The following is a 25,976-nucleotide window of genomic DNA, read 5'->3' on the forward strand; positions in this document are numbered from 1 at the left end:
ATGGACAGCATCCTCGTCGTCAACGCCGGCTCGTCGAGCGTCAAGTTCCAGGTCTTCGTGATCGAGGGGGAAGGCACGCTTCGCCGGTTGATCAAGGGGCAGGTGGACGGCATCGGCAGCCGCCCGCGCCTGCGGGCGAGCGGTGCGGGCAGCGATCCCATGGCCGACCGGGCCTATCCGGTCGAGGCCATTCCGGACGTTCCGGCGGCGATGAACGTGGCAGGCGAATGGCTGCGGAACGAAGTTCGTATCCATCCCATGGCGGTCGGGCATCGCGTGGTGCACGGTGGACCGGACTATGATCGGCCGGTTCTGGTCGATCATGGCGTGGTGGCGCGGCTGGAGCGCTTCGTCGCCCTGGCGCCGCTGCACCAGCCACACAATCTGGCGCCGATCCGCTCGATCCTGGCCAATTTCCCGACCGTGCCGCAGGTCGCCTGCTTCGATACCGCGTTTCACCGCACGCACGGCCCGCTGGCCGATCATTACGCCATTCCGCACCAGCTCCATGCCGAAGGCGTGCGGCGTTATGGCTTCCACGGGCTTTCCTATGAATACATATCCAGAACGCTACCCCAGACTGCACCGGAGATCGCAGAACGGCGCGTGATCGTCGCCCATCTCGGCAGCGGCGCATCGATGTGCGCCATGAAGGGCGGACAAAGCGTCGAGAGCACCATGGGATTCACCGCGCTTGACGGGCTGCCGATGGGCACGCGCCCCGGCCAGCTCGATCCGGGCGTCGTGCTGTATCTAATGTCCGAGAAGGGCATGACTGCCTCGAAAGTGCAGGATTTCCTCTATCGCGATTGCGGATTGAAAGGTCTGTCCGGCGTCAGCAACGACATGCGCGAACTGGAGGCAAGCACCGATCCGCAAGCAAAGCTGGCAGTCGATTATTTCGTCTATCGCATTGGCCTCAACGCCGGGATGCTCGCCGCTGCGCTGCAAGGTGTTGACGCGTTCGTCTTTACCGCCGGCATCGGAGAGAACTCGAGCGGCATTCGGGCCCGCGTTGCGGCACACCTCGGCTGGCTCGGCGCCGCGCTTGATGCAACCGCGAATGCCCGCCACGCACGGCTGATATCGACGAAGAACAGTCGCATCCCGGTCTGCGTCATCCCGACTGACGAGGAGCTGATGATCGCGCAGCATACGTTGTCGCTGCTGATGAACGGCCAATCGCCCAACCCCAGACATGAGAGGGTGTCATGATTCCAGTATATCCGGACAGCAAAGTCGCCCTGAAGGGGAAGAAAGGCCTCGTCGTCGGCATCGCCAACGACCAGTCGATCGCCTGGGGCTGCGCCAGGGCGTTTCGCGCACTCGGCGCCGATCTCGCGGTCACTTACCTGAACGACCGCGCCAAGAAGCACGTCGAGCCGCTGGCGCAGGCACTGGCGGCGCCGATCTTCCTGCCGCTCGACGTCATGGTTGAAGGCCAGATTGAAGCGGTGTTCGAGCGGATCAAATCGGAGTGGGGGCAGCTCGATTTCCTGCTTCATTCCATCGCCTTCTCGCCGAAGGAGGCGCTGCACGGCCGCGTCGTCGATGTCGGCCGTGACGGCTTCCTGAAGACCATGGACGTCTCCTGCTGGTCATTCCTGCGAATGGCACATCTTGCCGAACCCTTGATGAAGAACGGCGGCACGATGTTCACCATGACCTATTACGGCAGTCAGATGGTGGTGGAGAACTACAACATCATGGGCGTCGCGAAGGCAGCCCTCGAGGCCTCCGTCCGTTACGCTGCCGCCGAATTAGGCCCGAAAGGCATCCGGGTCCACGCGATCTCGCCAGGACCGCTCGCCACGCGCGCAGCATCAGGCATTCCCGAATTCGACGAGCTGATGGACAAAGCGCAGTCGAAAGCTCCCTCGCGCAGCCTCGTCAGCATCGATGATGTCGGCAATGCCACAGCGTTCCTGGCGCTCGACGGCGCCAAGCTGATCACCGGTGGTGTGCTCTATATCGATGGCGGCTATCACATCATCGATTGATCGCGCCGCCGCGTTGCCAAGCCGGGCTGGCAGTCTGGGCCATGGGCTGACGATGGCATATTGCCACTGTGTTGCCCGACGGGTCAACCTCTTCGTAAAATAAGAAATCGTAATGCCGTCAACCTCATGGCTACTGTGCATGGGGTTGTTTTTCGACTTTTTTGATTCAGCGATAGTGCAACGCGATCAACTCGGCGACGCACGCAGGCTTCTTGCCGTGCTCGATCTCGATCACGAGGTGATAGTTGACGCGCAGCCCGTCCGGCGGCACGTCCTCGGCTTCGGCAATCGTGACGCGGCCGCGCAGTTTCGAGCCCGCCGGCACCGGCGCAAGATACCTGATCCGGTCGGCGCCGTAGTTGAGCGTGTTGCGCAGGCCCTTCAGGCCGATGACCGAGCGGATGAAGAGTGGGGCCAGTGCCAGTGACAGTAGGCCGTGGGCGATGGTCTTGCCGCCGGGCATCTCTTGCTTCGCGCGCTCCTGGTCGACATGGATCCATTGCTCGTCGCAGGTCGCCTCGGCGAATTGGTTGATGCGGTCCTGCGTGATCTCGATCCAGTCGCTGGCACCGATCTCGGAGCCGACGGCAGATTTGATCTCATCGAAGTCGCTGAATATCCGCATGGGTTAACCTGCTCAGAGTCTCATTTCCGGAACACTGTCGGGGATGGCGAGCTCGGCCTCCGTTAGCGCCAAGACCTCGCCGACGCTCATGCCGGGCGCGGTTTCGAGCAACGTGGCCTTGCCATCGGGGAAACCAATCACGGCCATGTCGGTCACAACCAAATTCACAGGACGCGCCGAGGTCAGCGGCAAGGAGCATTTTGCCACGATCTTCGACTTGCCCTTCGCCGCGTGCTGCATGGCGACGATCACGCGTTTGGCACCGCTGACGAGGTCCATTGCGCCGCCCATGCCCGGCACCATCTTGCCAGGGATCATCCAATTGGCCAGATGGCCGTGTGCATCGACCTGAAGGCCGCCGAGCACAGTGACATCGACGTGGCCGCCGCGGATCAGTCCGAACGACATTGCGCTATCGAAGGTGGAGGCGCCCGGCAGCGCACTGATCGGGCGCCCGCCGGCATCGGTGAGTGTTGGATGGGCCATGCCCTGCTCTGGAATCGGCCCGGTGCCGATCAATCCATTCTCCGACTGGAAGAAGACTTTCAGATCGGACGGCACGTAGTTCGCGACCAGCGTCGGAATGCCGATCCCGAGATTGACGAGATTGCCGATCCTCAACTCCTTGGCGACGCGCCGGGCGATGATGATCTGGGGATCCACGATGTCACCCGTTGGTGATGAGATAGTCGACGAGCGGCGCGGGGGTGACGACGTGATCGGGCGCAATCACGCCGACCGGGACGATATGCTCTGCCGTCACGATGACGGTGTCCGCCGCCATCGCCATGACCGGGTTGAAATTGCGCGAAGTGAGCGCGTAGGCGAGGTTGCCGAATCGGCAAGGAAGGCGTGCACCAATGCGAATTGCGCCCGTAGCGCCGTTTCCAGCAGGAATGGCTTGCCGTCGACTTCGATCTGATGCTTGCCTTCTGCAACCAGCGTTCCGACGCCCGTGGGTGTCAGCACGCCGCCGAGACCACATCCGCCGGCGCGGATGCGCTCGACGAACGTGCCTTGCGGAATGAGATCAACGGCGATCTGATTGGCTAGCATCTGCTGCTGCGCCTTCGGATTGAGGCCGATATGCGTTGCCGTCAGCTTGGATACCAACGCCTGATCGAACAGCTTGCCGACGCCCTTGCCGGGCGTCGCCGCGTCGTTCGAGATCAAAGTCAGGCCTGCCTTCTTCTGGCGAACGACTTCGTCGAGCAGCCGCTCCGGAGTCCCGACTCCCATGAATCCGCCAACCATGACGCTGGCGCCCGCCGGGATCATCGCAACGGCTTCTTCGACGGAAACGGCCTTCATGATTGAAACTCCCGGTCGGCCGACGATGGGCGGAAGGGCGGCAATGCGCTGATGTTGGAGCTCGACGATTGCTCTCCCTTGATCTGCATCAAGGCTTCCAATCATTCGATTCGGGGTGCGTGGATGCCGATGCTTCCGAGTATTTCGTGCCAGAGCTTGCGAACGCCGGCGTGACGCTGTTCGAGGGCCGCACTCACCGCATTTCGATGCAGCGCCAGGTCCGCACCCGCTCCGCCAGCCGATAAGTAGCGAAATTGTGCTTGTTAACCACGCGCATCATCGCGATCATTCTGCGCCCAATATTACGCGAGCCAGTTCCGACGGATTGTCAACAGCTGAGAAGTGGCCGGTATTCTTGAGCGCCACCATCTGCGCAGCAGGGATCAGCGACCGCGTGCGTTTGCGCTCGTTCGGCCGAGAGTCGCTGTCGCCATAAATGAGCGTCACCGGAGCCGAGAACTGCCGATAGTAGTCGCGGGCCTTGCTCCAGGATCGCCAACCAGCCAGCACCTTCAGGTTGGCGTTCATGCCATTCTTCCATCCGATTCTGATCGAGCACTGTGTTCAACAGCGCGGAGACACGGAGGCAGACATGCGCGGCCAGATTCGCTTTATCCTGAAGGCGCTCGGCAAGCAAGCAGTCTGCCGTATTCCGGCATGATGCATTCACGCGCCGGCCGCGAGAGGTGGGACGCTCTTGCCCCGGAATAAACGTTTCTGGATCCAAGAGTTCATCCTGACCCGTCGGCGATCGTAGATTGAGGGTGCCGTTCTGGAACAAAGTCCCGCCTGGGCGTTGTTTTGGTATGGTTCGTGAAGGCCCAGCAGAGCCGCCCCCTCCGCCCAAGGAACCCTATCCGGCAGAGAAGGCAAGGGGCGGAGAGATCATTCTTCGCACGCCGGCGAGAAGAGCGATCTTCTTGGCCGGGCTTATCGGTGCCCTGGTGCTGGCGGCATTCTTCTTCGTTTTGGCCCGCTAGGTGCCGAGATCGGGCGGAGAGTAGCGGATGGCGCAGTCCCGAAAGGCTGGTGGCAGCTCGCCCGCGTTTCTCTTCGTGATGACGACGGGTATTGTCAACCTGTTCGGAGATATCACCTACGAAGGCGGCGCCAGTATTAACGGGCCCTTCATGGCGACGCTGGGCGCGAGTGCGGCCGTCGTCAGCGTCACGGCGGGGCTGGGTGAGTTTCTCGGCTATGCCTTGCGTCTGCCCGCCGGCTACGCAGCGGACCGCACCGGCCGCTATTGGCTGATCACCTTCGTCGGCTACGTGATCAACCTCTTCGCGGTGCCGGCGATGGCCCTCGCCGGGAGCTGGCAGTTGGCCGCCGCTCTCGTTCTCGCCGAGCGGATAGGGCGGGCGCTGCGGAAGCCCACGATCGAAGCCATGCTCTCCTACACGACGGGTGAGCTCGGCAAAGGCTGGGTCTACGCACTGAACACCGCGCTCGACGAGATCGGCGCGACCTTGGGGCCGCTCATCATAGCGCTGGTGCTCCTGCTGAAGGGGGATTTCAGGACGGGTTACGCCTTCCTGACGATCTCGGCCGCGGCGGCGCTCATCGCGCTGGTGGTCGCCCGGGTGAACTTCCCGACACCGTCGCATCTGGAACAGGGCCGCACGGCACCGGCTAAGGACTTCTCCAAGGCGTATTGGCTGTACATGCTGGCCGGCGCGCTGTTTGCGTCCGGGTTGATGAGCTTCGAGCTGATCTCCTACCATCTATCCAAGGCGAAGATTGCCTCCGAGCAGTGGATTCCCGTGATGCTTGCGATCTCGACGGCATTCGGCGTTCTTGCGAACTTGGCTTTCGGAAAGATCTACGATCGCATCGGGCTTCCCATCGTGATCGTCGCGGTGTGCATCTCGGCCGTGTTCTCACCCTTCGTGTTCTTGGGTGGCTTCTGGCTGGTGCTGTTCGGCATGCTGTTCTGGGGCGCCGGCTATGCGATTCAGGACACGCTGCTCAAGGCGATCGTTGCCGAGGTGCTTCCCGAAGGAAAGCGAAACTTCGCGTTCGGGCTGTACTATGCGGGCTACGGCGTTGGGTGGCTCGTCGGCAGTATCGCGACCGGCCTGCTGTACGAAAACTCGCGAGCCGGATTGATCACGTTCTCGATCGCGATGCAGCTCGCCTCTGTACCGGTGTTTATAGTGGCGGAACGGCAGTGGCGCCCAAGCTGATGCTTCTTCGAAAGGGCTCGTGCTCCGTTATCGAGGATGGTGTCTCCTAGGCGGTGCTGCTTCGGTAGACGAGGTTCTTGATCGCATCCACGAGCGCCTTCGGTGCTTCGCGAGGGACGAAGTGACCGACACCAGGAAGCAAGTGACGCTCATAACGGCTGGTGAAATATTGCTCTTTGTTCTCGGAGATCGGAAGATTGTCCCGGTCCTCGGCCCCCTGAAGCATGATGGTCGGCACGCCGATCGCGGGCGGCTCCGCCAGACGACGCTCCACCCCTTGGTGCCCAGGAGCGCCCTGGGCATCGTGCCAGCGTTGGCGGTAGGCATGGATGCTGATCGCGGCCTTCGGTTGGAACGGCGGTTAGGCTGGACGCCTCTTTGGAGCAGTGTGGTTCAGCGTACTTTGGTTGGTCGGTCAGGCGATGGCTTGCCATGCAGGGTCGCGATCCTGTCGAGACCAGCTTCGCTGTTTCAACGATGAGCGCGGCCAACACCCATTGGCCTGGAACCGAAGCGCACAGAAGCCGGCTGATGTTCACGTCGGAGTGCGTATCTCGATCGTGCTGGCCAGCCAACGCCTCAGAAACAGGACCCGCCTCTCTCTGCAGGCAAATCGAAACCGATTGGTGCTAGAGCGAAGTTTTTCCTGGTACCGGCCGGCGATGCGTGTGCTGGTGGAGAGGGCATCCTGGTGCTGACCGCGACGTCCGAGATCGGACGAATTCACGGTTCGCAAAGCGTCGCCGATCGCTATCAGCAACACTATGGGCCGATCGGCAACTACGCACTCAATTCCTACGATGCGACGCGCATGCTGCTCTCCGCAATCGAGTGGAGCGCAGGGGAGGTGGCGGAGTTTCCTCGTTCAGGCTGCTGACGACCTTTGCGTCGGCCACAATGATCGGATCTCCTCGGGCAGCGAGTGTCGCACCTTCTCTATCTGATTGGGATCGACATGGTGACTTAGCACGCGGAACACTGCACGCGCCGCTTCGACCGTATCGACCGGTTTCACCGACTTCATCTGTGCCGATACGAGCGCAATAAATTCATCCACCGACCTCCAGGTCTGTGGCGTGTCGCTCGGACGCCATTGTTCGAAATAGCTGCCGCGCACCAAGAGCGGTAGTTGCGCCCCAAGGTGAACGGCGAGGTTGAGCGGAACGCGATCACGCACGGTCCGTAGTACCGCCCCCAAGGCGTGCCACGCCAATTGTCTGTCGCGCGGCAGTGTCGTCATGATCTCATCCAGCCAGACGTTCGTCAGGTGGATCGTTCTGTCGAATACATCGAGACCTGTGGCGCTCATGGGATCACTCCATCGCTGGTTTGCGAAGGCAATGGAGCGTCCGCGGATACGTTCCAAAAAGGCTCAGCCAGAGTCGAAGATGTGAAGCCTGCGGCTCTCCGCAACGTTCTGAGGGGCATGCCAACCCGTCGTCAAGCTGCCCGTGGAGCAATGGACGATCATTGCGACCGGCTGTCCGTCAAACCAATCTTGACACGTACCGCCTGAGCTCGATCCTGCAATTCGGGCAGGTCGGTGGCTCCAAAATGGGTCAGCGAGCTCCTGAGGCGATGCACGACGCCAGAGTGTTTCCACGCGTCAAGCGCGTTTCTCTTCCTTCGGGCATGGTTCGAACGTTCGGCGGCCCAGAAATGTGTCCGGGATGGGTCGACGCAGCACCTCGGCGGCTTCCCTGGCCATTTCGTGCATGCGAGCGAGCTGTTCGGCATCCCCGCGCTTCGAACGGTCGAGGCGATAAATCCGTGTGGCATGCTTCATGATTTGGCTCCGCCTTTCGGGATCTTCTCCGCCAACACCACCACTCCAGGATGGTTCGCAAGGGAACAGACATTCAGCGATTCACATTTGGTTGTGCTGTGCCTCGAACGCATCTCGCGAGCTATCCTTCCGGCGTCGGGGCTAGATGGAGGCTGCAAGGAATATTTTCTGCATGTGCGGACGCGCCTGCTGAAGTGGCGTGCCGGACTCATCCGGTTCGGTCCAAAACTCGTCGAGTCATCGCTCGATCGTTCCGGTTCGCCGAATCTTCTTCTGAAGGAGCACGAGTCCGTAGAGCAGGGCTTCAGCCGTCGGAGGGCAGCCGGGCACATAGATGTCAACGGGCACGATACGGTCGCAGCCGCGCACGACCGAGTATGAATAGTGATAGTAGCCGCCCCCGTTGGCGCACGATCCCATCGAGATGACGTAGCGTGGCTCCGGCATCTGGTCATAGACTTTGCGCAGGGCTGGCGCCATTTTGTTGCAGAGCGTGCCCGAGACGATCATGACGTCAGACTGCCTTGGCGATGCGCGCGGAGCGGCACCAAATCGTTCAATGTCGTACCGCGGCATCGATACCTGCATCTGCTCGATCGCACAGCACGCAAGCCCAAATGTCATCCACATCAGAGAACCCGATCGCGCCCATGTGATGAGGTCGTCGAGCGGAGCCACGAAGTAGCCACGGTCACCGAGATGGTCCTGGACATTGTCGAAGGGAACGCTTTCGAGATAGTTCATGGCGATATTGCCTCGCAAGCCCTGCCCGATGCTGCAAGCGCTGCTCCGTCTCGGTGTTCCTAATTCTCCTCCGTCTTCGTCGACTTCAAGCTCAAATGTTTTTGGCAGCTCAGCCGGAGGAACAGTCTGGTGGATGCGCTTGCGAAGAGCGAAGTCAACTCCGACGCTCTTGCGGCCTCATCGGAACGTCGCTTTGGTCGCTGCATTTCGTCCGGGAGCCGCCGATCAAAAAAGACCCCGCCGGTTACCGAAGTAACCTGACGGGGCTTGTGAACGAATCCTTGGTTTGGTCTATCCGTAGCTTTCGCTCTGGCCTCGCCATTCCATCGATCGCTCACTAGGTTACCAACCGATGACTTCCGTGGACGTTCCGGACGGCGGCTATTTTTAATGTTTCAGGTTCCTGCATTGGCGAGGCTCAGCGGCTGTAGGTGCCGACGAGCTCGGCCTGTCCGAGCAGGTGCGTCTGGGCCGCCTTCCAGATATCGCCGACCGCGAGCTTGGGTGCTTGCGAGAGCGCTTCAACGTCAAGCGCCGCAAGCTTGAAATGATAGTGATGCGTCCCGTGACCTCTGGGCGGCGCAGGTCCCTGGTAGTTTGGCTCGCCGAAATCGTTGATACCCTTGCCGATGTTTTTGCCGATGTCCTCCGTTTTCGCCCTACTGCCGCCAACACCTTCCGGCAGGACGGTACGCTCGCCCATGATGTTATAGAGTCCCCAATGGCGGAAAGTACCCGACGGTGCATCCGGATCTTCGACGACGATTGCGAAGCTCTTGGTGCCCGGCGGTGGATCTGACCATTGCAGCGGCGGGGAGAAGTTCTCGCCATCCGCAGTATATCTGGCCGGTATGCGCTCGCCATCGCGGAACGCAGGGCTCGTCAAGCTGAATGCCATTGCGGCCTCCTGCTTTGCTAGTTGCTGTGCATCTGGCGACGTTCCTGGTCGGTCGCCTCGGAGATACCTTGCAGAGCATCCCGTGCGGCGCCAACTTCGCAGCGGCCGAGATCGGCAAGTGCGACCACTCCGACCAGCCGCTTGTCGCGATTGAGGACAGGAAGCCGCCTCACCTGGTGCTTTGCCATAATTTGCGCGGCAGCTTGGGCGTCATCATCTTCGAAGCAGTAGCTGATTCCCTCCGACATCACCTCGCGCACTGCGATGTTCCCGGGCGCACGATCGGTTGCGACGCCGCGCATGACGATGTCACGGTCCGTCACCATCCCGATCAGACGATCATGCTCGCCGACCGGCAATGAACCAATGTTGTCGGCGCGCATCCGGCGTGCGATGTCCCGAACCGTCATGTTGGGATCTGCGATTGCTACGTTTCGCTGCATGATCTGCTGGACTTGCATAGGCGTTCTCCTGAATAAGGGATTGCCGTCTTCTGCCCAACGACAGGTCAAGGCAAAGGTTTCTGCCGTTTCGGTAGACCGATCCGCGAAAACCCCGCACCGGCGTAGGTCTTTCCGCTCAGGTTCCGGCCCAGAAGGTGGCGTTGAAGAAATTCGACCTCGTCAGCGACCACCGCCTCGTGAGGCGGCCCATCGTAAATATCGAAATGATCGATGCCCGGATAAATGCGGAGCTCACCTTTCCGCGCGCCGCCTCGATTGCAGGCCCCGGCTTGGCAACCTCATCGTCTGCGGCGACGCAAACCAGCCAGGGGCAATGAAGCGAGGCGCTGTGTTGGATCGGCCTATATGGTGGACCCAGCAGCCACGCCGCCGAGACGCGGTTCCGCCATCGGGATTCGTCGCCGAACCGCAGCCGGTTCCTCGTTACATGATCAGCCAACGAGGTAAGTCTTTCGCCTCCGAAGACACGATGTTGGACTACTTCACTTGCCCGACTGGGACTGCTGAGGCTCATGCGGGAGCTGACCCAGGGTCACGTTCAATGAGCTGTGGTTCCCGGCGCGAACCATCGCGAGCTGAATTGTAGAGCCGGGCGCCATCGCGTGAACTTTCTTCGTCAATTCAGTGGCGCTCTTGATCGACTGTCCGTCCACGGACGTAACGACGTCGCCGCTTCGCAAACCGGCCTTCGCCGCGGGACCATTCTGTTGAACGTTGGCGATGATCGCACCATGAAGGTTGTCGGCACCGAGACTATCGGCAATCTCGGGAGTCACTGATTGGACTTCGGCACCCATCGACCCCCGCGTTACGGTGCCCTTTTCCCTCTAATTGGGGGATCACTGATCGGACGGTGTCGGCAGGGATCGCGAAGGCAACCCCGGACCATCCACCGGACAGCGAAAAGATCATGCTGTTCACGCCGATGACATCGCCGTTGGTGTTAAGGCTTGGTCCGCCGGAATCTCCGCTGTTGATCGGTGCATCGATCTGAATGAAACCCTCGCTCGGACCATTTTCGATTTCGCGTTCGCGAGCCGAGACAATCCCCGCCGTGACCGTACCTCCAAGCCCGAATGGATTGCCAACGGTGAGTACCCAGTCGCCGACGCGTGGCGATTGTTCCGCCATTTTCACGTAGCCAAAGTCCGTTCGTCCGTCGACCTTGATCAAGGCAAGGTCGCTGAGCGAATCCCGTCCTACTACCTTTGCCTCGTAGGTCTTCTTGTCGCTCGTGAGGATTGCAGCAGTGTCGTTGTCTCTCACGACGTGGCTGTTGGTCACGGCGTAACCGTCCGGTGAGATGAAAAATCCTGATCCCATCGCGATCGATTGGCGCGCATTCGAGCCATTTCTCGGGTCCAGGCCATTCGGTCCAGGAGATCCCTTGCCGGGTTGGTCTTCGGGAGCGTCCTCGTCGGGTACATCGTCGAACGGCGGGCCTGGCGTCAGTTGCTTGGATCCGGCAGATCGAGAGATGACGCCGATAACAGCGGGTTGAACTCTCTCAGCGACGTCGGCAAGGCTATTTGGCCCATTGGGCGATGCGACATCTCGAATTAAGTGAATCGCGCCCTCAGGGCTGACTGCGGGATTGGAGCCGTGGTGCGTGGAGATCGGCTGGGCAACGGCCGCGCTGATTGTCGCTAGTGCTGCCACGGCCGCGCCGCAATTGGCCGATGCTCGATGGTAACGCAAGTTCAGTGCTCGAAACGCTATTTCGATTTTCATTCGTGTTCCCATTGTGTGTTGCACCTGTCTCGCCGGCCGCGCTTCGAACCTTGCCGCCAGGATGTTGGTGTGGGCGAACGTCCAAATGTTGAGGGCCACGGCCCTGCCAGCGGCTTGTCGCGATCGAGGACGGCAGAACGTCGCAAGAGGTTCTGCGCTCCAGCTTGAGCGTCTTCAAGCAAAAGCCAGCGACGTGACCACGCGGACCGTCGTATTCCCAACAAAAGGTCAGCGCAAAGGTTTCCATGGACCGTTGGGAACAGTCCATCGCGGCCCGAGTTTCCGCTGGACCGAGTGGCTCGCCGTCGTCTTCGCCTGCGGTAGGCATCCACATCGACGAGGTGACCAGCCACCCAATGGAGGGAATTCCCATGGCCCTCTCACGCGAAGCCGAGCGAGTTCGCCATGAGTTCAATCGCGAACTCATCTCCCGGCTGCGCGATGCCGGCGAGCACTTGCCCCCGCCGGAGCGAGATGAATTCGGCGCCTTCTTCGCGCGCTTCGCCGACTCCAAGATCGTGTTGCTAGGCGAATCCACCCACGGCACGTCGGAATTTTATCGAGCGCGCGCGACCATCACGCGGCACTTGATCGAGCGGCACGGCTTCAACGTCGTGGCGGTCGAGGCCGACTGGCCCGACGCAGCCGCGATCGACCGTCACGTCCGTCAGTTACCCGCCGCGCCCGATGCCGAGCTCCCATTCCAGCGCTTTCTGACCTGGATGTGGCGCAACGTCGAGGTGCGCGAATTCGCCAATTATCTGCATGTGCATAATCAAGCGAGTGCACCGGACAAGCGGGTCGAGTTCCGCGGGCTCGACGTTTACAGTCTCGGTCGGTCCATCGCCGCTGTGATCGATTATCTTGAGAAGGTCGATCCTGAACGCGCCCGCGCGGCGCGGCAACGCTACGGCTGTCTCACTCCCTGGCAGTCCGACCCGGCCGCCTACGGAGCCGCCGTTCTCGCCGGTCGCGACGATTGCGAGAATGCCGTTGCCGAGCAGTTGCGCGAGCTCCTGGAGAAGCGGCTTGCCGATGGTGCAGGGGAAGGGGAGGCATTCTTCAATGCGACGCAGAATGCACGCATCGTACGCGCGGCGGAGCGTTACTATCGCATCATGTACCGTGGCTCGACGGAGTCGTGGAATTTGCGTGATCGGCACATGTTCGACACGCTGCAATATGTGATGCAGCGGCGTGGGTGCGGCGCCAAGGCGGTGGTGTGGGCGCACAACTCCCATGTCGGTAATGCGTCGGCCACCGCGATGGGCTGGGCGGGCGAGTTCAACATTGGAGAGCTCGTGCGCAACGCTCATGGCGAAGACGCGGCCCTCATCGGTTTCGGAACCGATCGCGGGACCGTTGCCGCTGCCAGCGACTGGGGCGGGGCGATGGAGATCAAATCAGTGCGGCCGGCGCGTGAGGATTCCTACGAGTATCTGTTTCGGCACACCGGCGTTGCGCGCTCCCTGACTGACCTCCGACCGGGCACCCGACGCGGCCTGCGGGAAGCACTGACCGGACCGCGCCTGGAACGAGCCATCGGCGTGGTCTACCGGCCGGAGACCGAGCTGTTCAGTCACTATTTTGAGGCAGCACTGCCGGACCAGTTCGATGCCATGGTCTGGTTCGAAGGGACGCACGCTGTGACGCCGCTAGGGGCCCCGGTATCGGGAGCCGCCGCGGATACTTATCCCTTCGGTCTTTGAGCGGATATCTCCATCGTGTCAATTGGGCGAAGCTGCCGGACGGCCGGCAGCTCACCGGCGTCGCCTCCGTCGCGGCCGACAGCAAGGACCAGATCTACGCCTTCGCGGCGCCCATCCGATGGTGGTGGTCCAGCGTGAACAACGCCGACTCGGCGTCGACTTTCTGGCGCATCTGCCGCGCGACTTTTCCAGCCGTCGTCATTCCCCTCCCAACAGCCAAAGCCTGAGTTGGCACCGTAAGAGGCGGAATTCACAGATATCCACTCCGCGCCAACTCGCGGTTAGTTGCCACCTCGCACGGCATAGGCCCAGCTTATGTGGAACATGATTCGGGAAAATGATGAATCTGGAGCAGTTCAAGGACATGTCCATTGATGAACTGTGGGACCTCCACAGCGTCGTCGAAGCTATTCTTGCGGCGAGGCTCATTGCCAAGAAGGACGAACTTGAAAAGCGTTTGGGACTGCTCCACACGAAATCCCCGATCGGCCGTCAGTCAGAGCATTGATCTGCCGAAGGCTGCAAGATCGGCTTAGATCGGCGTGGACAACGGCGCCGCGCTCGTCGGAAGTTTCGCACCGTAGCATGGTCGACATGAAAATCGCCGAATCCGAACGAGGACGGCAAATATTAAACAATTAAATGTGCAATAAAGGCCAAAATTAATATAGAATAAGCATTTAATTTTGGTTATCATAAGCCAATTGTGCCGGACGGACGCACAAGGACCTCGGAAGAGACGACTCCAGCATCCCGCTTAAGCCCCAGGATGCAGGAGCCGTTTCTCCGAGTACTCGCCTGAGAAGTATTGGATTGAGCGTGCCCCAGGCGCTGGACAAGTTGCGAAGACAAGATTCTTTAGAAGCTGGTGAACACTGAGCGTCACCGGGCTTTATCGCGCAGACTTTGAACCTAACTGGAAAAGAGGCGAGGCTATCTCCTCGATTGCCGCTGGCCATGCAGAAGCAGATCGCAATTGCCCTTTGGTCGTTGGCCGCCGCATGCGTGCTGGCTTTCATATTTGCGGCGATCGTCTCAGGCCGGGAATTCCGTAGTGCCCATAAACGTGCGAGCACAGAAACAATCCAAGTTTCTAGTTCGCTCAGCGGTGGCCTACTGAGGGCGAACGCAACGACCTTCAGTTGTCTGGCCTAGTTCTCCAGCCGTACTCCTGATGCCGGATCGTTGTGGCGATATCGACGTCTTTGCCGGCCGACAGGCGCCAGGCTGCCACCCCGAAGCACAAGGTCAGGGTCAGTGCGAGGGCAAGCAGAAGCATGGAGAGGAAATGGCTCACGCGTGTGTACCCGCAAGATCTGAAACTAACGGCGAGAACGAGCACAGAGGCGCGATTCGGAAAATACAGACGATCTGACCCATCGGCCGTTTTCCCCATCCGGACACTGGCCAAAGGCGCTCACGATCGCGATCGTGATTGAGAGCCTCGCTTTATAGAAGACAAGCGACGATCGCGAGAACTACATCGGTGCCGAGGTCACCCGAATACATCGACACGAGCAACTCGGCGCCAAGAACAACTGCAATTGCTTTGAGCATGATCATTTTGAAACTCCCTCGGCAGCAGAGAGGAAGCTAGACCCGTACGGTTTCCGGACTGCTTTGAGGGAGGCGGTAAATGATTTCGTTCACCAACCCGTTATCTGCGAAGGTATCGCGGGGCTGGCGATGGGAGCACCCGCGAGCCTTCAATCCAAAACCATCTGTTCCGCGGCCGTCCCAGGGCACGTTCAGGGACATTTTTGACAAAGATCTGCTGTCCGCGCAGTGTGAAATTGGTTATTTCCACAACCACAAAATGAGGCTAATATGGCGGTATTAATTGGTAGGGTCATGTTGTTATTATATATTGTGAGGAGCCAATGGATGTTTATAGCGCGCGTCTCCAGCGTGTTTCTTCGGAAGGCCAAAAGCTGAAAGATATAATGCTGGAGATCCAGCGGCTACGCAGGCTTATCAACCTGGCAGAGGCCGAAGTGAGAAGCAGGCCGCAGAACAGCCGGCCCACAAGAAGGAACAACCTCAGGCTCGTTATGGATACGAGCGTCGCAACGAGCGTCAATTCTCACTGACCTCTTTTCGAGGGGGATTCCGATGAGGCTAGCTCTGCCTTATACCGGCCTTGCAGTTTGTCTCGCAGTCGTGGCCTGGCTTACCTTCGTTCACATTTTATAGGACGGTCAAAGGCAGGTGCTCCGCCAAAAGCCTCGACGGCGACCAGCCAACAGGCTTGGCTCGCTGCCGCCGCGCACAATTGCGCCGCTAGCCGTTAGCCTCGCAGATAACACGGCAACTGCGGCTCGTCGGGCCAGGGCTCTCTCATGCTCGAGAGACTCTTTGAGCATTTGCAGCGCTCAAGAACCGGCGGAGCCGGGTGTCGAAAGCAGCAAAGCGGGAAGAGGCCGGCAACGTGGAGATCAGCGGAACGCTACGCAGAGATGGGCGCGCTCGATCCTGCGGTATTCGAATTATCTCCGATTGGCGGGAGCGAGGAGCCGGCCGTGCATTGTTCGACATGCCGACGAAGGGTGTCATTAGCCAAGTGCTCCCAGAACTCAGCCTCGGCGAGAAGCTTCCAGCTTCGATCAGGATAATGCGCAGAAGTCTGTCGGCACAGCAACGCCATCGCGCGCAAGCGGCGTACGGTCTCCATCCACTCCTCCCATTAGTTTTCCCCACCTTATTTTCCGTTTTGCGTAGGAGCAATTATTATTATGCCGAATAATCAATTTTAACTTTCAAGGCGATACGATTCGGAGGCAAGCAACTTACGCTTTGCTTTCGAATCGCCTCTCGAGTGCGCAACTGCCGGACTCAGTTGAAGCGACGCCTTAATAGAACGAGCTAGGCAGAAATCAGAGAGGATAAGTCCAGCTCAGGTGGAGCACATGATCAGTGGCGGTGCGTCGCCGGCGCTCGCGTGGCTCGGTCGAACAAAGCCACTTGGAAGCCCTCGCTAGGATTGGAGCCGCGTGCGGTAACTCGTCCCAGACCGGGGCCGTCGTATCCGCGACGCCGAGCCCGATCTCCGTCTTTCTCCGGAGCTTCGCGCTTCCGCCCTTCGTACTTTCTCTCGAAGCCTCTCCAATTGAGCAAGCATGCTAGCGAGTGCGATGGCCGTGTGTCGCAGAACGGCCAAGCGGCTGCAAACCCCACTACTCACCACAGTACCCCCAAACACGTCTTTGCTGGATCAGCGACGGGAACCCTGAGCTTTTGATGACGTGCCAGCGTGACGCCTAGCCGAGGGATCGTCAGATCGTCAGTTCGCTTTATGACAATGCGTCGAAATATTTCGAACGTCTCTTCAAAAACCTTCTACAATATAAGAGCATTGATGAATGCATGCGACATGACGCGGGTGAGGACTGAGCGCTCGATGGTCAAGAATCTCGTGAAGCCCGGCTCCCAGTTGCCGGTGCATGCCGGCGGCAACGCCGCTCCGGCGGAATTAGCAAGCGTGGTGCGAGATGAGACCGTCCGCCCGAATTGGCGGGGCGCCACTTAGTTCGGCTCTGCGTCCGTGTCGAAATACGCTACGCGTCGGCACAACGCGCGGCACCGAACATTTCCACGGGCCGGACGACCGGCTCCTCGACCCAGGCCTCGCGAGCGAACCAGTTGTGATTGGCACGACAGTCCGGGCAATGAGTATTGCCATAAAACACAACGCTCCGCAGAAACGTCTCACGGTCGGACTTGATACCAGTTGGAATCACACGACCAGTTTGCGGGCATTTGACCATGACCATACCCATGTGAGCCTCCCTTGGAAATTTATTCATTGTTGAAGCGAAGAGGACCGGCCGGCTGGAGTGCGTCGTCATCAGTGCGGGTTACTTGGGGGGCATCGCGCACTGGGGGTCATTTGTTCGAGCAAAGGGCGGCGTGCTCGTGACGGTGCTTCTCCAACCGGCCGGATCGCTGCTTTAGCGATTCCCTGGATGCTGCCGGAATTTGGCTCGGCAGCGCGTGAGTATCGATTATGCGGCCGCGCCCGAGAACTCCTTGGGCGCCGTTGAAAACTGGCCTAGCTGAGCGGATGCGGAATTGTGTCTTGCGACGAAAATGATCATGTCGTCCGTGATGGGCCAATCGGCTAACTCGATCACTGGCTTCGCTCCCACGCTCGTCTACCAGGCAAATATTCGTTATCGAATTTTAATGTGCAAACTAAGTTCGGCGCTGTCGGTCTGGTTTGCGACTCTTGTTCAGATTTATTTTGCGCCGTTGTTCGCGCGGCGAGTAAGGCAATTGAAGGCGTCAGGCTCAACAGCGCTGGGCCCTTGATCGACGGCTTCCGTCCCCTCTATCGCTTCGATGCAATGTGCTTCTTTGTCTTTGAATGGTCGCTTCCGGTTCGAGGCTGAAACAAATTTTTATTATATGGTAAAGATATAATTGCGTTGTTAATTGCCGCCAATGGCGTAAGCTGATTTCTTCAGATTTTTCGGTCGGAGGTGACGATGTGGGAATCAATTCATAAGCACGATTCCGCCTCGGCTGCGCAGCAATTGGCTCAAATGCGCGAGGAATTAGCGAGCATCGGCGAAAAGGAGCGCGTCCTAAGAGAGCGGAGTGCTGCTCGAGAAGTTTACCGGTATTTGCTGGAAGCTCACCGGTTGATCGCGCGGACGAGCTTTCTCGAAGAACAAGTGTTGAATATTCCTCCACCTGCGGCGGGCGAGGGCAGTCAGCTGGCGGCATGACTGGGGTCACATTGTCATTTTGAAACAAAGCGCAGCCGGGGACGTGCACCCGCGCCGGATGAGGATTTGCATCGCGTAGTGGTCAGGCTGAATTTCTGGGCAACAGCAGTTCGTTTGATCGCCGTGAACAATGCATCTCAGGAAGTTGTCGCCGCCGCGTCGAGACCACGGCGAGACAGATATCGTTCATATTGGTCGGAGCCGTGCTGGAAAAATCATCGGTAGAGATGGCGTTGAGACCGGCCGTGGGTGCAGTCTTCGCGCTGCTGGACGGTCGATCAGTGCTTTTCAGCGAGACAAGTCAAAAGCTCTATGAGCTGGACCAGGTGGGGGCATTCATTTGGTGCAAGTTGGCACAGGGCGCTTCTTTGGAAGACGTCCATCGGGAACTCGGCCGGCTAGGCATTGATGAGCACGCCGCGCGCGAGTTCACGCGGCAGGCCATGAACATCTGGATCGATCGAGGGTTGCTCGACATCGACTGGCGAATGCCGGCCAATTGTACCTTCTCAGCGGATCTGGGGCGGCGCAGGATCAGTGTCCGGGCCGCAAACTGGGACCTCCTGCAGCAGTTGATCCCGCTGTTTTGCGCTCTGGACGACAACGGCGGCGAAGAGGATATCGTGATCGAGGCAATGGTGCTGGACGATCAGGTATTCTTCCGTGGGAACGATGCCAGGGTCCACAGGTGTGAGGCCGGTGCCCTGGCACCAACAATCAAAGCTCACATCACCGCGCGACTTATCCGAAGCGATCGTTGGGTTTTCGCGCTCCACGCAGCATCTCTTGCTAAATGCGGTACGGGCTTGCTGCTGTGCGGCCAACCGGGAGCCGGAAAATCGACTCTTACACTGCGGCTGGTGAACGCTGGATTTCAGTATGCCGGTGATGATGTTGCGCTGGTCGGGGCTGACGGAACGGTTTGTGGAATCCCATTTGCCCTCACCCTCAAGGAGGGGTCGTGGGAGGTGCTGTCGCGACTATATGGCGATTGGAACGACGCGACGCATTGCCGGCCCGATGGCGCTCAGGTGCGGTATTTGCCAATTCCGCATGCGCACAACGGATGCCTTTCCGCCAGCTGGATCGTCTTTCTGAACCGGGTTGCAAGCGGCCCCGTCGAGCTGACCCCGCTGGATCAGCTCGGTTCGATGAAGCGGCTCATTGAGGGGGCATTTGCCGCGGACGGGAGACTGTCGCAGGCCGGCTTTTTCGCGTTGAAGCGCATTGTTGCGGGCGCGCGATCGTTCCAACTTACCTATTCCGAGTCGGCGGAGGCTCGGGGGCGGCTGATGGACTTGTGCGATGGTAAGGCATAGTGCGGCACTGACGACCCTTTGCAATTGCTTACGGGGCATGCCTCCCGTCGATGTAGATTGGACGTCCGTAATCGGGCTCGCAAATCAGACGTTGACGACGCCGGCGCTTATCGACTTCGTTGACCAATTCGAACCGGAGTTGCCGGAAGATGTCTGCACGTATATCCGCCAGATCCATCGGCGAAATTCGCTGCGCAACGATCGGTTGGCAGGTCAATTGGAAGAAGCAGTCGTTGCGATGAACGGCCAGGGAGTTACGCCGGTGTTGCTCAAGGGGGCAGCGACACTGGCTACCACGCCCAAGGAGCGACGAGGCGTTCGGCTGATGTGCGATCTGGATATTATGGTCATGCCGGACGAAACTGAACGTGCAGTCGCCGCGCTAGGCGCGATTGGCTATGGAATATGTCACCAGGCTCCTCCCGAAGGCGAGAGATGGCACGTCGACCTGAACCGGTCGCGCGATGTCGGAACTATCGATCTGCAGGGGGCCGCTCCCGGCCCGGCGTATCTCTACCATAGCTCCGGACATGCGCTAAATCATTGTGTTCCTGCGCTGCTGGGTCGGGCAAGCGTATATATTCCAACCCCAACCTACCGAGCGCTCATGTTGATCATTCATGATCAGTTCCAAGACTACGGTTATTGGCTTGGCGACCTCGATCTGCGGCATCTTGTTGAGTTGCGCGACCTGAACAATTCCGTCGAGGGCCTGGACTGGAAGGAGCTTGCTTCGCATGTTTCAGGCGAATTGATGAAGAACGCGGTCGAAACCCAGTTGCTCGCTCTCGCTGTGCTGCTCGGGGTCGAAGTCCCGTACTCGATGCGCTCCCGACTGATTCCTCGTCTGCAGTTCATGCGACAATTGATGCAAGCACGCTTCCCGGCCACACGTGTGCCCTTCCTCGCAATGACGTTCCTGGATCTCGGAAATTACCGGAGGGAGGCGGTCACCCGCTATACGCAAACCAGCGTGCACCGGCCTGGATTGTGGTCCATGCCAAGAGCGGCCACCTTACAGTTTTTGTTGAGGACGGCCACCGCGGTTCGTGTGGGAAAGGTCTAAAGCCAGCGACGGTCAGACGAGCGCTTTCGAGGGATTGGCGGCAGATTTCATGCACGGGACGGTTTTCAATCAGCTGCGGTCCGGAACCTAACCAGGTCTGGCATATGGCTTCCGGAATCCGCAGGGGCCGAAACGTTTCAGGTAATCTAAATCTGTGCAGTTGCGCGGAGCTAGGAATGCCCTCGACCACCAGCATTCCGATCAGACGATTCGCTGTTCTCGCGGATCCTGAACTCTTCGAGCGTGTGCCCTGATTGGAGCGCCGCAACCAGCCAGCGAGGCTGTTTACCGCGTCCCGACCAAGTCTCCGTCGGCTGGAGTGGATTGAAGTATTTCGGCACGACCTTCGGGTATTTGCGGCGCGGCGGCTGGCCCGCTCCCGTCTCGGCGGCACCGCTTTCAGCTGCGGCCAACTGCTCCGGCTGGTTGAGCTGCGCAAGGCGCTTCTCGAGTTCCCGCTTCTCGGCCGTGATCTTTTCGGCAAGTATCTTTGTTAGCTCCTCGTGGAGGAGCCAAAGTTCTTCAAAGTCCATGGCTTCGAGATCTTGCCGATGCAGCATTCTCGTCACCGTTTGCCTGACCCCTGGTCCATCATCCTCACCTTTCGAGTATCGTTGTTCGAGCGGCGAATGAAGCGATGGACCAAAGTCGGCGCTTCAATTGACGCAACAATAAATAAATAGTATATTATTTAATAATTATTGCGAGAATTATTTTATTAAATTGGCTCGACGAGTGAGCAAAAAGTGGCGGTAGGCGCAAGAGCAAAATGGATATTGTCGATTACCCTCTCAGACGTCTCGAAAGCTCGATCAGCCGGTTTATCGTTCCCTCGGCTGCATTGACGGACGTGCGGGCTCTGAAGGAGCAAATTGAGCTTCGACGACGCGCGCTCAGCGACATCGAGGCTATTCGCCTCCAGTTGCAGCTGACGGAAGGGCGCATCATAAGAAGTTTCCCCAGAAGGGGGAAAGGCCGCCTCGCCCGCCGCGCACATTCGCTGCGAATGCGGCGTGGCAGATTAGCCGTGCGGCCCGTCTAATTCATTCCTTCATTTTTGGAAACGCCGCTTGCCTGGGGCGCGCTCCACGTATGACGACACGAAGTCGCTTCCCCGCGATTAAATTCTGCGGATAGCTTATTTTTCCGCCTTGATTAGCGCCGATTACTTAGTTAAGTGGATCGCGAATTTCGGTTCGGTTCCATACATTTTTTAAGGAAAGCTGACACTCGGACTTGATTAATCAACCGGGGCGGTATCAAATGGGCGCAACTACAGGATGCTCGCATGACGACTAAGAAGCTTGAACTAGAAGCAATGTCCCTCGACGATCTTTGGTCGCTTCATGAGGAAATCAGCGGAATTTTATCAGCCCGGATTAAGGCTGAAAAGCAGGAACTAGAGAAGCGGCTGGCGGTGCTCGGGGGCGGTATGGGCACTTTTGCCAATTCCTCAACGGGACCCGAAATTTCGCCTACCGGAAAGCCCAGACGCAAATATCCGCGAGTGCTCCCGAAATACCGCAATCCTCAGACGTCCGAAACCTGGTCGGGTCGGGGAAAGCGGCCACGATGGCTGGTTGCAGCTATAAAGTCGGGCCGCAAAATCGAGGAGTTCCGTTTGGGCGAAACAAATTCGAGGGTCCGGCAACGGGCGTGATTTGATCCGATCGCACCATCCGCTCTCGCGCGGCTGAAAAGGGATTTGCCGGGCGGCCGCCAAGAGCAATGCAACTCAACAGGCATTGCGACCCCGCAAAACCTCAAGAGGAGTCCGAAGCAGGATCTCGAGATCAAGCCGAAGACTCCAATTGTCGATGTACCAGAGATCGTACTCCACACGTCTCTCAACCATGGTCGCTGTAGGCGTTGGTCCACGGCAGCCATGGATTTGAGCCCATCCGGTCAATCCGGGTCTCACTCGGCGCCGGAAGGCGTACTTCCGGACGAGCTTGTCGAACTGTCCGTCGTGGGCCACGGCATGGGGGCGCGGGCCTACCAGTGACATGCTGCCGTCGAGGACATTCAACAGCTGCGGCAGCTCGTCGAAGCTCGTTCGCCGTAGCCATCTGCCGACCCTGGTGATGCGAGGGTCAAGAGGCGTTGCCTGAACGACGACAGGCCCATTCTCGAGCACATGCATCGTCCGAAACTTTCGGATGGAAAATATTCGGCCATTGAAGCCGCATCTTTGTTGCTTGAAGAGGATCGGGCCGGGAGAATCTAATCTGATCGCGACCGCAGCCATCGCGAGCAATGGTGCAAAGACTGTCAAAGCAAGTCCCGCGCCGATAATATCAACTATTCGCTTGCTTGCGCGCTCGATTGCGGTGAGTGGGCCGGGCTGGATCTCTACGCAAGCGGCACTTCCCAGGCTCCTCGTCGGATGTCGAAGCAGTTCGGATGCAGCACCAACGGGGACGAACACGATAGGAAATGGTAGCACCCTCAGGTCGGCGATAAAGGCACGAAGCTCGGCCCAACGTTCCGGATTGGCCTCCAGCACGATTTTATCGACTTCGGAATTACGAATATGTTCGATCACGCGGGAGCTGAGCCGTTTTCTGGAACCAGGGTCCGAGCCCATCGCGGGCAAACCAAAGCGGCCCTTAACGCGATAGCCGAGGACCGCGAGGGTCTCCGACAGGCCAGCATGAGCCGAGGGCGGCTGATCGGTGATCAGTACGAGATTCGTCCGAGCGAACCTCCTGCCACTGAAGCATCTTATTAGCAGTATCCTGGCAACGTACCGTTGCGTAATCAAAGATGCCAGGCCGAGTGCCGCAAACAGGAGGCCGGTACCTCGGAAGAACTGTGGATTGTCATCGAGCATCTCCACAGCGGCGACCAGGACATGCAACAAGATCCACGTGAGGCAAATGGCGCGAACTTGGCTTCGGAGTACGAGGAGTTCGGTCGGCCGATACAGTCCCCTGCCTTTCAGAATGTAGACAAAAGATACTGATGCTGCTGCCGCGTAGGCGCATGTCTGGGCTAGGCCAGCTGGTGCCGGGCTGGCGGGTGAAAGAAGCGCGGACAGGAAGCCGGCGAAGAGAATGGTCGCTATATCGGCGCAGATCGTTACAAGTTCGACCGAGTCGTACCGGACGGGCCATTTGCCTTCATCAGTAATGGACGATTGTGAGCTGACGAGAGTTAGGTCGCTCTCATGGTCGCCGATATGCCGGTTGATAAAATTCATGGCTAACCAACAGGGAACCCAGGTGGTTAATAATTAATATACTATAAATTTAAACATATTAAATCAATCTGTATTCGTTGCGATTCGATAAATTTAATCGGAGTCTCTAAAGCGTGCCACGATATCAATCAGGACCAATCTGGGTGTGATCGGGCGCACTGTTGAAAACGGCTAAGGGCCTCGCGGGCGCAGTTTCTGGACGTAGCTTGGGTCGAGCTCCGAAATCGAGCTCTCTGCAAGTGCCCTGCCGTCTGCCGATGCCGACTGGTAGGCGGCGGCGATGGCTGGCCCGAGTGCGGTCTGGCCGGTCACGGCAACTTTAAGGTCGCGCCGGATAAGATCCCGAAGCTCAGGCTCCTTGATCGCAGCATCAGTGCTGAGAGCGACGGAAAGCCGTAACGGAATAAGATCCAGCGCGTTTGGTGCAGTATAGTAGGACATCTTAAGTAAGCTTGTCGTGTCATAGGCCGCCGGGTGCCGCTTTGAAAGCGCCGCAAGCCTGAGCCAAACGTCGCCTCGAAGGGGTGAGTATTCCAGCACCGCAGAAAGAGCATTCAAGTCCGCGGACCGGCCGGTGTTCTGCGGGTCCGTGGCCTTGTCAGACTTAAGGCGCGCAGTCGCAGTGGCTACATTCTCGCGGCTGGATTGGAGCGCTGAGGTCCAGGCTTCGTTCGAACCCGCAACCGTTGCAATTGAGGGGCGATCACCAAAGGGCCAGCTTTGCGAGACCATCCAAGCTGCTTGCGCGGCCAACAGCAATCCGATCATTGTCAGAGCAATGCGGGTCAGAGTCCATGGGGAAGCGAAGATGGCTGGCGAGGTTCGCTGCGCTGCCGTGGTTCTGTCGCTGGATTCCTGCGTAAGCTGCCGCAGCTCAACGGACTCCAGATCACGAATTGTACCGGACAGGCTTTGAGCAAAAGCCAAGCCGTAGACCGCCGCCACCAACAGTGATGTCCATAAATCAAAAAGGCTATTTTCGGCAAAGGCCAGTATTATCAACGATACGGAACCGCCTGCGCCGACGGCTGGGTATAGGTAAGCGTGATTGCGAGATAAGGCGCGCCTGAACAAGATGCAGGCGCTGATGACAGTGACTATCAACAGGCCGCAGAGGAACGTACGTCCCATTTCGACCGCGACCGCCGCGGCGGCGGTCGGCTGTTCGCGCATTGCGGCCATGCCAACGTCCCCATAAATCGGCAGAAGCGCAATAAACGTGCCTGCACCGGTCCCGATCGGGTGAGCGTCCTGTAGCATCCGCTCGGTTGCGGCCCGAGTTTGCGTCGATAAGGCAATCGTCAGGTCAGCATTCCGATTGATCGGAATGAAAGTGAAGCTGGCGACGAACAACATGGTGGCGGTCGCGAGAACGCCAGCTCTGCCCCACAGGCCAAAGAACCATTTGCGAATTGCGACCACCGTGAGGATGCTTGTCACTCCGAGCAGAACGGCAATCAGCGCGGCCGAGCCGCTACAAAGCGCGATCGCCACAACGGAGACGATCAATGACAGAATTGCGCAGCTAAGAATGGCTAGCGGTCCTGTCGGCGAGCGAGGGGACCGTCTAGGTCGGCGCAACTGGTCGACCGCACGGATAGCCATTGCAGTGGAGAGAAGGACACCAAGTGCCGCCGCGGTCGAACCAGTCCAAACTTGTTCGGCGAGCCAGGAGCCACTCGGGTTGTTGTTTCTCCATATAGAAAATATGCAGATGACCGCGGTGATCGATACAAGGACATAGAGGACCTGCGCCGCCCGCTGCTTGTCCAGGGAAACGACGGCGGTGACGAGGGCCACGGCGAGAACAAGGTTGTAATGTGATAGCGCCAGTATCGTCTCGCGTACATCAACTGAGAACCTGTCCGCGAGAGGTTGGTGTAGGGCTGCCGACGCGGTCGCCCAGATCTGATTTCCGAGGCCGCGGAACGGGATCGGAACAACTTGCAATGCGATCCAAAGCGCGGGTGCGGCAAGAGCCAGAATGAAGAGGGGCCGCAGAAGGTTCGCGAAGGAGGCGAGAGTTGACGACGTGGAGAAGAGGCCGACGGCCAGTATAGCGGCCGCAAGAACGCCCGATAGCACCCCTGGACCCAGTAGGTTCTCGACCACGGCCAAAGCCGGAGCAATGGCCGCAGGCACAGCGAGCATTGTAGACTGGACGACCATTTTACACCATCTCTGACTCTGACCCGCTCAAAACGGAGA

General features: G+C 59.0%; 27 protein-coding genes and 2 pseudogenes. 13 read left to right on the forward strand and 16 right to left on the reverse strand.

The features are described from left to right. Both XH85_RS14490 and fabI read left to right on the forward strand, forming a co-directional pair. Window positions 1-1,215: an acetate/propionate family kinase gene (locus XH85_RS14490; RefSeq protein WP_128932331.1), complete on the forward strand. Its 1,215-nt coding sequence runs from the start codon at window positions 1-3 to the stop codon at window positions 1,213-1,215. After that, a complete protein-coding gene (gene fabI / locus XH85_RS14495; protein ID WP_128932332.1) occupies window positions 1,212-2,000 on the forward strand; it encodes an enoyl-ACP reductase FabI in 789 nt (262 codons plus the stop codon). The genes XH85_RS14490 and fabI overlap by 4 nt, the downstream gene beginning before the upstream one ends. Before the next feature lie 166 nt (window positions 2,001-2,166). Here fabI and XH85_RS14500 read toward each other — a convergent pair whose 3' ends face one another. From XH85_RS14500 to XH85_RS14510, 3 genes and pseudogenes are all read right to left on the reverse strand, one after another. Further along, window positions 2,167-2,625: a MaoC family dehydratase gene (locus XH85_RS14500; protein ID WP_128932333.1), complete on the reverse strand. Its 459-nt coding sequence runs from the start codon at window positions 2,623-2,625 to the stop codon at window positions 2,167-2,169. Window positions 2,626-2,637: 12 nt separating this feature from the next. Then, on the reverse strand, window positions 2,638-3,288 hold the full coding sequence (locus tag XH85_RS14505; RefSeq protein WP_128932334.1) for a 3-oxoacid CoA-transferase subunit B: 651 nt from the start codon (window positions 3,286-3,288) through the stop codon (window positions 2,638-2,640). Between the two features lie 4 nt (window positions 3,289-3,292). Further along, window positions 3,293-3,936, reverse strand: a pseudogene (locus XH85_RS14510) (CoA transferase subunit A). A gap of 68 nt (window positions 3,937-4,004) precedes the next feature. On the opposite strand from XH85_RS14510, the gene XH85_RS45060 reads away from it, so the two are divergent. After that, on the forward strand, window positions 4,005-4,181 hold the full coding sequence (locus XH85_RS45060) for a hypothetical protein (RefSeq protein WP_164940776.1): 177 nt from the start codon (window positions 4,005-4,007) through the stop codon (window positions 4,179-4,181). A gap of 40 nt (window positions 4,182-4,221) precedes the next feature. Here XH85_RS45060 and XH85_RS14515 read toward each other — a convergent pair whose 3' ends face one another. Beyond that, entirely contained in the window at window positions 4,222-4,464 is a 243-nt protein-coding gene (locus XH85_RS14515) for an alpha/beta fold hydrolase (protein ID WP_245474113.1), read from the reverse strand. Here XH85_RS14515 and XH85_RS47345 point away from each other — a divergent pair. Continuing rightward, window positions 4,463-4,597, forward strand: coding sequence for a hypothetical protein (locus XH85_RS47345; RefSeq protein ID WP_276486164.1), 135 nt, complete (start codon window positions 4,463-4,465; stop codon window positions 4,595-4,597). The two genes, XH85_RS14515 and XH85_RS47345, sit on opposite strands and share 2 nt — an antisense overlap. A gap of 346 nt (window positions 4,598-4,943) precedes the next feature. Continuing rightward, window positions 4,944-6,122 (forward strand): MFS transporter, encoded by a 1,179-nt coding sequence (locus XH85_RS14525; RefSeq protein ID WP_128932335.1) that lies wholly within the window; start codon window positions 4,944-4,946, stop codon window positions 6,120-6,122. Between the two features lie 46 nt (window positions 6,123-6,168). On the opposite strand, the gene XH85_RS14530 is transcribed toward XH85_RS14525, so the two are convergent. Beyond that, on the reverse strand, window positions 6,169-6,396 hold the full coding sequence (locus tag XH85_RS14530) for an alpha/beta fold hydrolase (protein WP_128932336.1): 228 nt from the start codon (window positions 6,394-6,396) through the stop codon (window positions 6,169-6,171). Between the two features lie 417 nt (window positions 6,397-6,813). On the opposite strand from XH85_RS14530, the gene XH85_RS14535 reads away from it, so the two are divergent. Next, complete coding sequence (locus XH85_RS14535; protein ID WP_128932337.1) at window positions 6,814-6,999, forward strand: hypothetical protein; 186 nt, start codon at window positions 6,814-6,816, stop codon at window positions 6,997-6,999. Here XH85_RS14535 and XH85_RS14540 read toward each other — a convergent pair. The 5 genes and pseudogenes from XH85_RS14540 to XH85_RS14560 form a co-directional block, all read right to left on the reverse strand. Beyond that, complete coding sequence (locus tag XH85_RS14540; protein WP_128932338.1) at window positions 6,988-7,431, reverse strand: DUF2267 domain-containing protein; 444 nt, start codon at window positions 7,429-7,431, stop codon at window positions 6,988-6,990. The two genes, XH85_RS14535 and XH85_RS14540, sit on opposite strands and share 12 nt — an antisense overlap. Before the next feature lie 297 nt (window positions 7,432-7,728). Then, a complete protein-coding gene (locus XH85_RS14545; protein ID WP_128932339.1) occupies window positions 7,729-7,908 on the reverse strand; it encodes a hypothetical protein in 180 nt (59 codons plus the stop codon). A 237-nt stretch (window positions 7,909-8,145) separates the two neighbouring features. Beyond that, window positions 8,146-8,607 (reverse strand): annotated as a pseudogene (locus XH85_RS14550) (NuoB/complex I 20 kDa subunit family protein); the annotation flags it as partial. A 463-nt stretch (window positions 8,608-9,070) separates the two neighbouring features. After that, window positions 9,071-9,550, reverse strand: a complete 480-nt coding sequence (locus XH85_RS14555; protein WP_128932341.1) for a YbhB/YbcL family Raf kinase inhibitor-like protein — start codon at window positions 9,548-9,550, stop codon at window positions 9,071-9,073. A gap of 17 nt (window positions 9,551-9,567) precedes the next feature. Continuing rightward, window positions 9,568-10,011 (reverse strand): CBS domain-containing protein, encoded by a 444-nt coding sequence (locus XH85_RS14560; protein ID WP_091878381.1) that lies wholly within the window; start codon window positions 10,009-10,011, stop codon window positions 9,568-9,570. 143 nt (window positions 10,012-10,154) lie between these two features. Between XH85_RS14560 and XH85_RS45065 the strand changes: the two genes are divergently transcribed. Continuing rightward, complete coding sequence (locus XH85_RS45065; protein WP_164940777.1) at window positions 10,155-10,331, forward strand: hypothetical protein; 177 nt, start codon at window positions 10,155-10,157, stop codon at window positions 10,329-10,331. Window positions 10,332-10,496: 165 nt separating this feature from the next. Here the strand turns inward: XH85_RS45065 and XH85_RS14565 are convergent, their stop codons facing one another. Together XH85_RS14565 and XH85_RS14570 are read right to left on the reverse strand one after the other, a co-directional pair. Further along, entirely contained in the window at window positions 10,497-10,790 is a 294-nt protein-coding gene (locus XH85_RS14565) for a S1C family serine protease (protein WP_164940778.1), read from the reverse strand. Further along, window positions 10,768-11,745 carry a S1C family serine protease gene (locus XH85_RS14570; protein ID WP_164940779.1) on the reverse strand — a complete coding sequence of 326 codons (978 nt, stop codon included), beginning with the start codon at window positions 11,743-11,745 and terminating at the stop codon, window positions 10,768-10,770. Before XH85_RS14570 ends, XH85_RS14565 begins: the two co-directional genes overlap by 23 nt. Window positions 11,746-12,116: 371 nt before the next feature. Between XH85_RS14570 and XH85_RS14575 the strand changes: the two genes are divergently transcribed. Beyond that, a complete protein-coding gene (locus XH85_RS14575; RefSeq protein WP_128932344.1) occupies window positions 12,117-13,454 on the forward strand; it encodes an erythromycin esterase family protein in 1,338 nt (445 codons plus the stop codon). A 337-nt stretch (window positions 13,455-13,791) separates the two neighbouring features. After that, entirely contained in the window at window positions 13,792-13,962 is a 171-nt protein-coding gene (locus XH85_RS45070; RefSeq protein WP_164934580.1) for a hypothetical protein, read from the forward strand. Window positions 13,963-17,008: 3,046 nt separating this feature from the next. Here XH85_RS45070 and XH85_RS14590 read toward each other — a convergent pair. After that, window positions 17,009-17,230 (reverse strand): hypothetical protein, encoded by a 222-nt coding sequence (locus XH85_RS14590; RefSeq protein ID WP_091880207.1) that lies wholly within the window; start codon window positions 17,228-17,230, stop codon window positions 17,009-17,011. 708 nt (window positions 17,231-17,938) lie between these two features. Here XH85_RS14590 and XH85_RS14595 point away from each other — a divergent pair. The 3 genes from XH85_RS14595 (at window position 17,939) to XH85_RS14605 (ending at window position 20,566) form a co-directional block, all read left to right on the forward strand. Then, a complete protein-coding gene (locus XH85_RS14595; RefSeq protein WP_091878366.1) occupies window positions 17,939-18,181 on the forward strand; it encodes a hypothetical protein in 243 nt (80 codons plus the stop codon). Between the two features lie 203 nt (window positions 18,182-18,384). Further along, on the forward strand, window positions 18,385-19,500 hold the full coding sequence (locus XH85_RS14600; RefSeq protein ID WP_128932346.1) for a serine/threonine protein kinase: 1,116 nt from the start codon (window positions 18,385-18,387) through the stop codon (window positions 19,498-19,500). 37 nt (window positions 19,501-19,537) lie between these two features. Beyond that, window positions 19,538-20,566 (forward strand): nucleotidyltransferase family protein, encoded by a 1,029-nt coding sequence (locus XH85_RS14605; protein WP_276486165.1) that lies wholly within the window; start codon window positions 19,538-19,540, stop codon window positions 20,564-20,566. A 170-nt stretch (window positions 20,567-20,736) separates the two neighbouring features. On the opposite strand, the gene XH85_RS14610 is transcribed toward XH85_RS14605, so the two are convergent. Continuing rightward, window positions 20,737-21,126 (reverse strand): H-NS histone family protein, encoded by a 390-nt coding sequence (locus XH85_RS14610; RefSeq protein WP_164939428.1) that lies wholly within the window; start codon window positions 21,124-21,126, stop codon window positions 20,737-20,739. Window positions 21,127-21,854: 728 nt separating this feature from the next. On the opposite strand from XH85_RS14610, the gene XH85_RS14615 reads away from it, so the two are divergent. Continuing rightward, window positions 21,855-22,226, forward strand: a complete 372-nt coding sequence (locus XH85_RS14615) for an H-NS histone family protein (RefSeq protein ID WP_091878358.1) — start codon at window positions 21,855-21,857, stop codon at window positions 22,224-22,226. 75 nt (window positions 22,227-22,301) lie between these two features. Here the strand turns inward: XH85_RS14615 and XH85_RS14620 are convergent, their stop codons facing one another. Then, window positions 22,302-23,768 (reverse strand): exopolysaccharide biosynthesis polyprenyl glycosylphosphotransferase, encoded by a 1,467-nt coding sequence (locus tag XH85_RS14620; protein WP_128932348.1) that lies wholly within the window; start codon window positions 23,766-23,768, stop codon window positions 22,302-22,304. A gap of 171 nt (window positions 23,769-23,939) precedes the next feature. Next, window positions 23,940-25,937, reverse strand: a complete 1,998-nt coding sequence (locus XH85_RS14625; RefSeq protein ID WP_128932349.1) for a hypothetical protein — start codon at window positions 25,935-25,937, stop codon at window positions 23,940-23,942. Between the last annotated feature and the right edge of the window lie 39 nt (window positions 25,938-25,976).

Origin of the sequence: Bradyrhizobium zhanjiangense (assembly GCF_004114935.1) — a bacterium.
In the GTDB taxonomy this organism is placed as follows: domain Bacteria; phylum Pseudomonadota; class Alphaproteobacteria; order Rhizobiales; family Xanthobacteraceae; genus Bradyrhizobium; species Bradyrhizobium zhanjiangense.

Bases quoted from the DNA above. Each gene is read 5' to 3' on its own strand.
- XH85_RS14605 (WP_276486165.1), top strand. From the start codon at position 19,538: ATGCCTCCCGTCGATGTAGATTGGACGTCCGTAATCGGGCTCGCAAAT.
- XH85_RS14595 (WP_091878366.1), top strand. From the start codon at position 17,939: ATGTGGGAATCAATTCATAAGCACGATTCCGCCTCGGCTGCGCAGCAA.
- XH85_RS14560 (WP_091878381.1), bottom strand. From the start codon at position 10,011: ATGCAAGTCCAGCAGATCATGCAGCGAAACGTAGCAATCGCAGATCCC.
- XH85_RS14500 (WP_128932333.1), bottom strand. From the start codon at position 2,625: ATGCGGATATTCAGCGACTTCGATGAGATCAAATCTGCCGTCGGCTCC.
- fabI (WP_128932332.1), top strand. From the start codon at position 1,212: ATGATTCCAGTATATCCGGACAGCAAAGTCGCCCTGAAGGGGAAGAAA.
- XH85_RS14525 (WP_128932335.1), top strand. From the start codon at position 4,944: ATGGCGCAGTCCCGAAAGGCTGGTGGCAGCTCGCCCGCGTTTCTCTTC.
- XH85_RS14575 (WP_128932344.1), top strand. From the start codon at position 12,117: ATGGCCCTCTCACGCGAAGCCGAGCGAGTTCGCCATGAGTTCAATCGC.
- XH85_RS14545 (WP_128932339.1), bottom strand. From the start codon at position 7,908: ATGAAGCATGCCACACGGATTTATCGCCTCGACCGTTCGAAGCGCGGG.
- XH85_RS45070 (WP_164934580.1), top strand. From the start codon at position 13,792: ATGATGAATCTGGAGCAGTTCAAGGACATGTCCATTGATGAACTGTGG.
- XH85_RS14540 (WP_128932338.1), bottom strand. From the start codon at position 7,431: ATGAGCGCCACAGGTCTCGATGTATTCGACAGAACGATCCACCTGACG.
- XH85_RS14615 (WP_091878358.1), top strand. From the start codon at position 21,855: ATGACGACTAAGAAGCTTGAACTAGAAGCAATGTCCCTCGACGATCTT.
- XH85_RS14555 (WP_128932341.1), bottom strand. From the start codon at position 9,550: ATGGCATTCAGCTTGACGAGCCCTGCGTTCCGCGATGGCGAGCGCATA.
- XH85_RS14570 (WP_164940779.1), bottom strand. From the start codon at position 11,745: ATGAAAATCGAAATAGCGTTTCGAGCACTGAACTTGCGTTACCATCGA.
- XH85_RS47345 (WP_276486164.1), top strand. From the start codon at position 4,463: ATGCCATTCTTCCATCCGATTCTGATCGAGCACTGTGTTCAACAGCGC.
- XH85_RS14625 (WP_128932349.1), bottom strand. From the start codon at position 25,937: ATGGTCGTCCAGTCTACAATGCTCGCTGTGCCTGCGGCCATTGCTCCG.
- XH85_RS14610 (WP_164939428.1), bottom strand. From the start codon at position 21,126: ATGCTGCATCGGCAAGATCTCGAAGCCATGGACTTTGAAGAACTTTGG.
- XH85_RS14590 (WP_091880207.1), bottom strand. From the start codon at position 17,230: ATGGGTATGGTCATGGTCAAATGCCCGCAAACTGGTCGTGTGATTCCA.
- XH85_RS14515 (WP_245474113.1), bottom strand. From the start codon at position 4,464: ATGAACGCCAACCTGAAGGTGCTGGCTGGTTGGCGATCCTGGAGCAAG.
- XH85_RS14620 (WP_128932348.1), bottom strand. From the start codon at position 23,768: ATGAATTTTATCAACCGGCATATCGGCGACCATGAGAGCGACCTAACT.
- XH85_RS14490 (WP_128932331.1), top strand. From the start codon at position 1: ATGGACAGCATCCTCGTCGTCAACGCCGGCTCGTCGAGCGTCAAGTTC.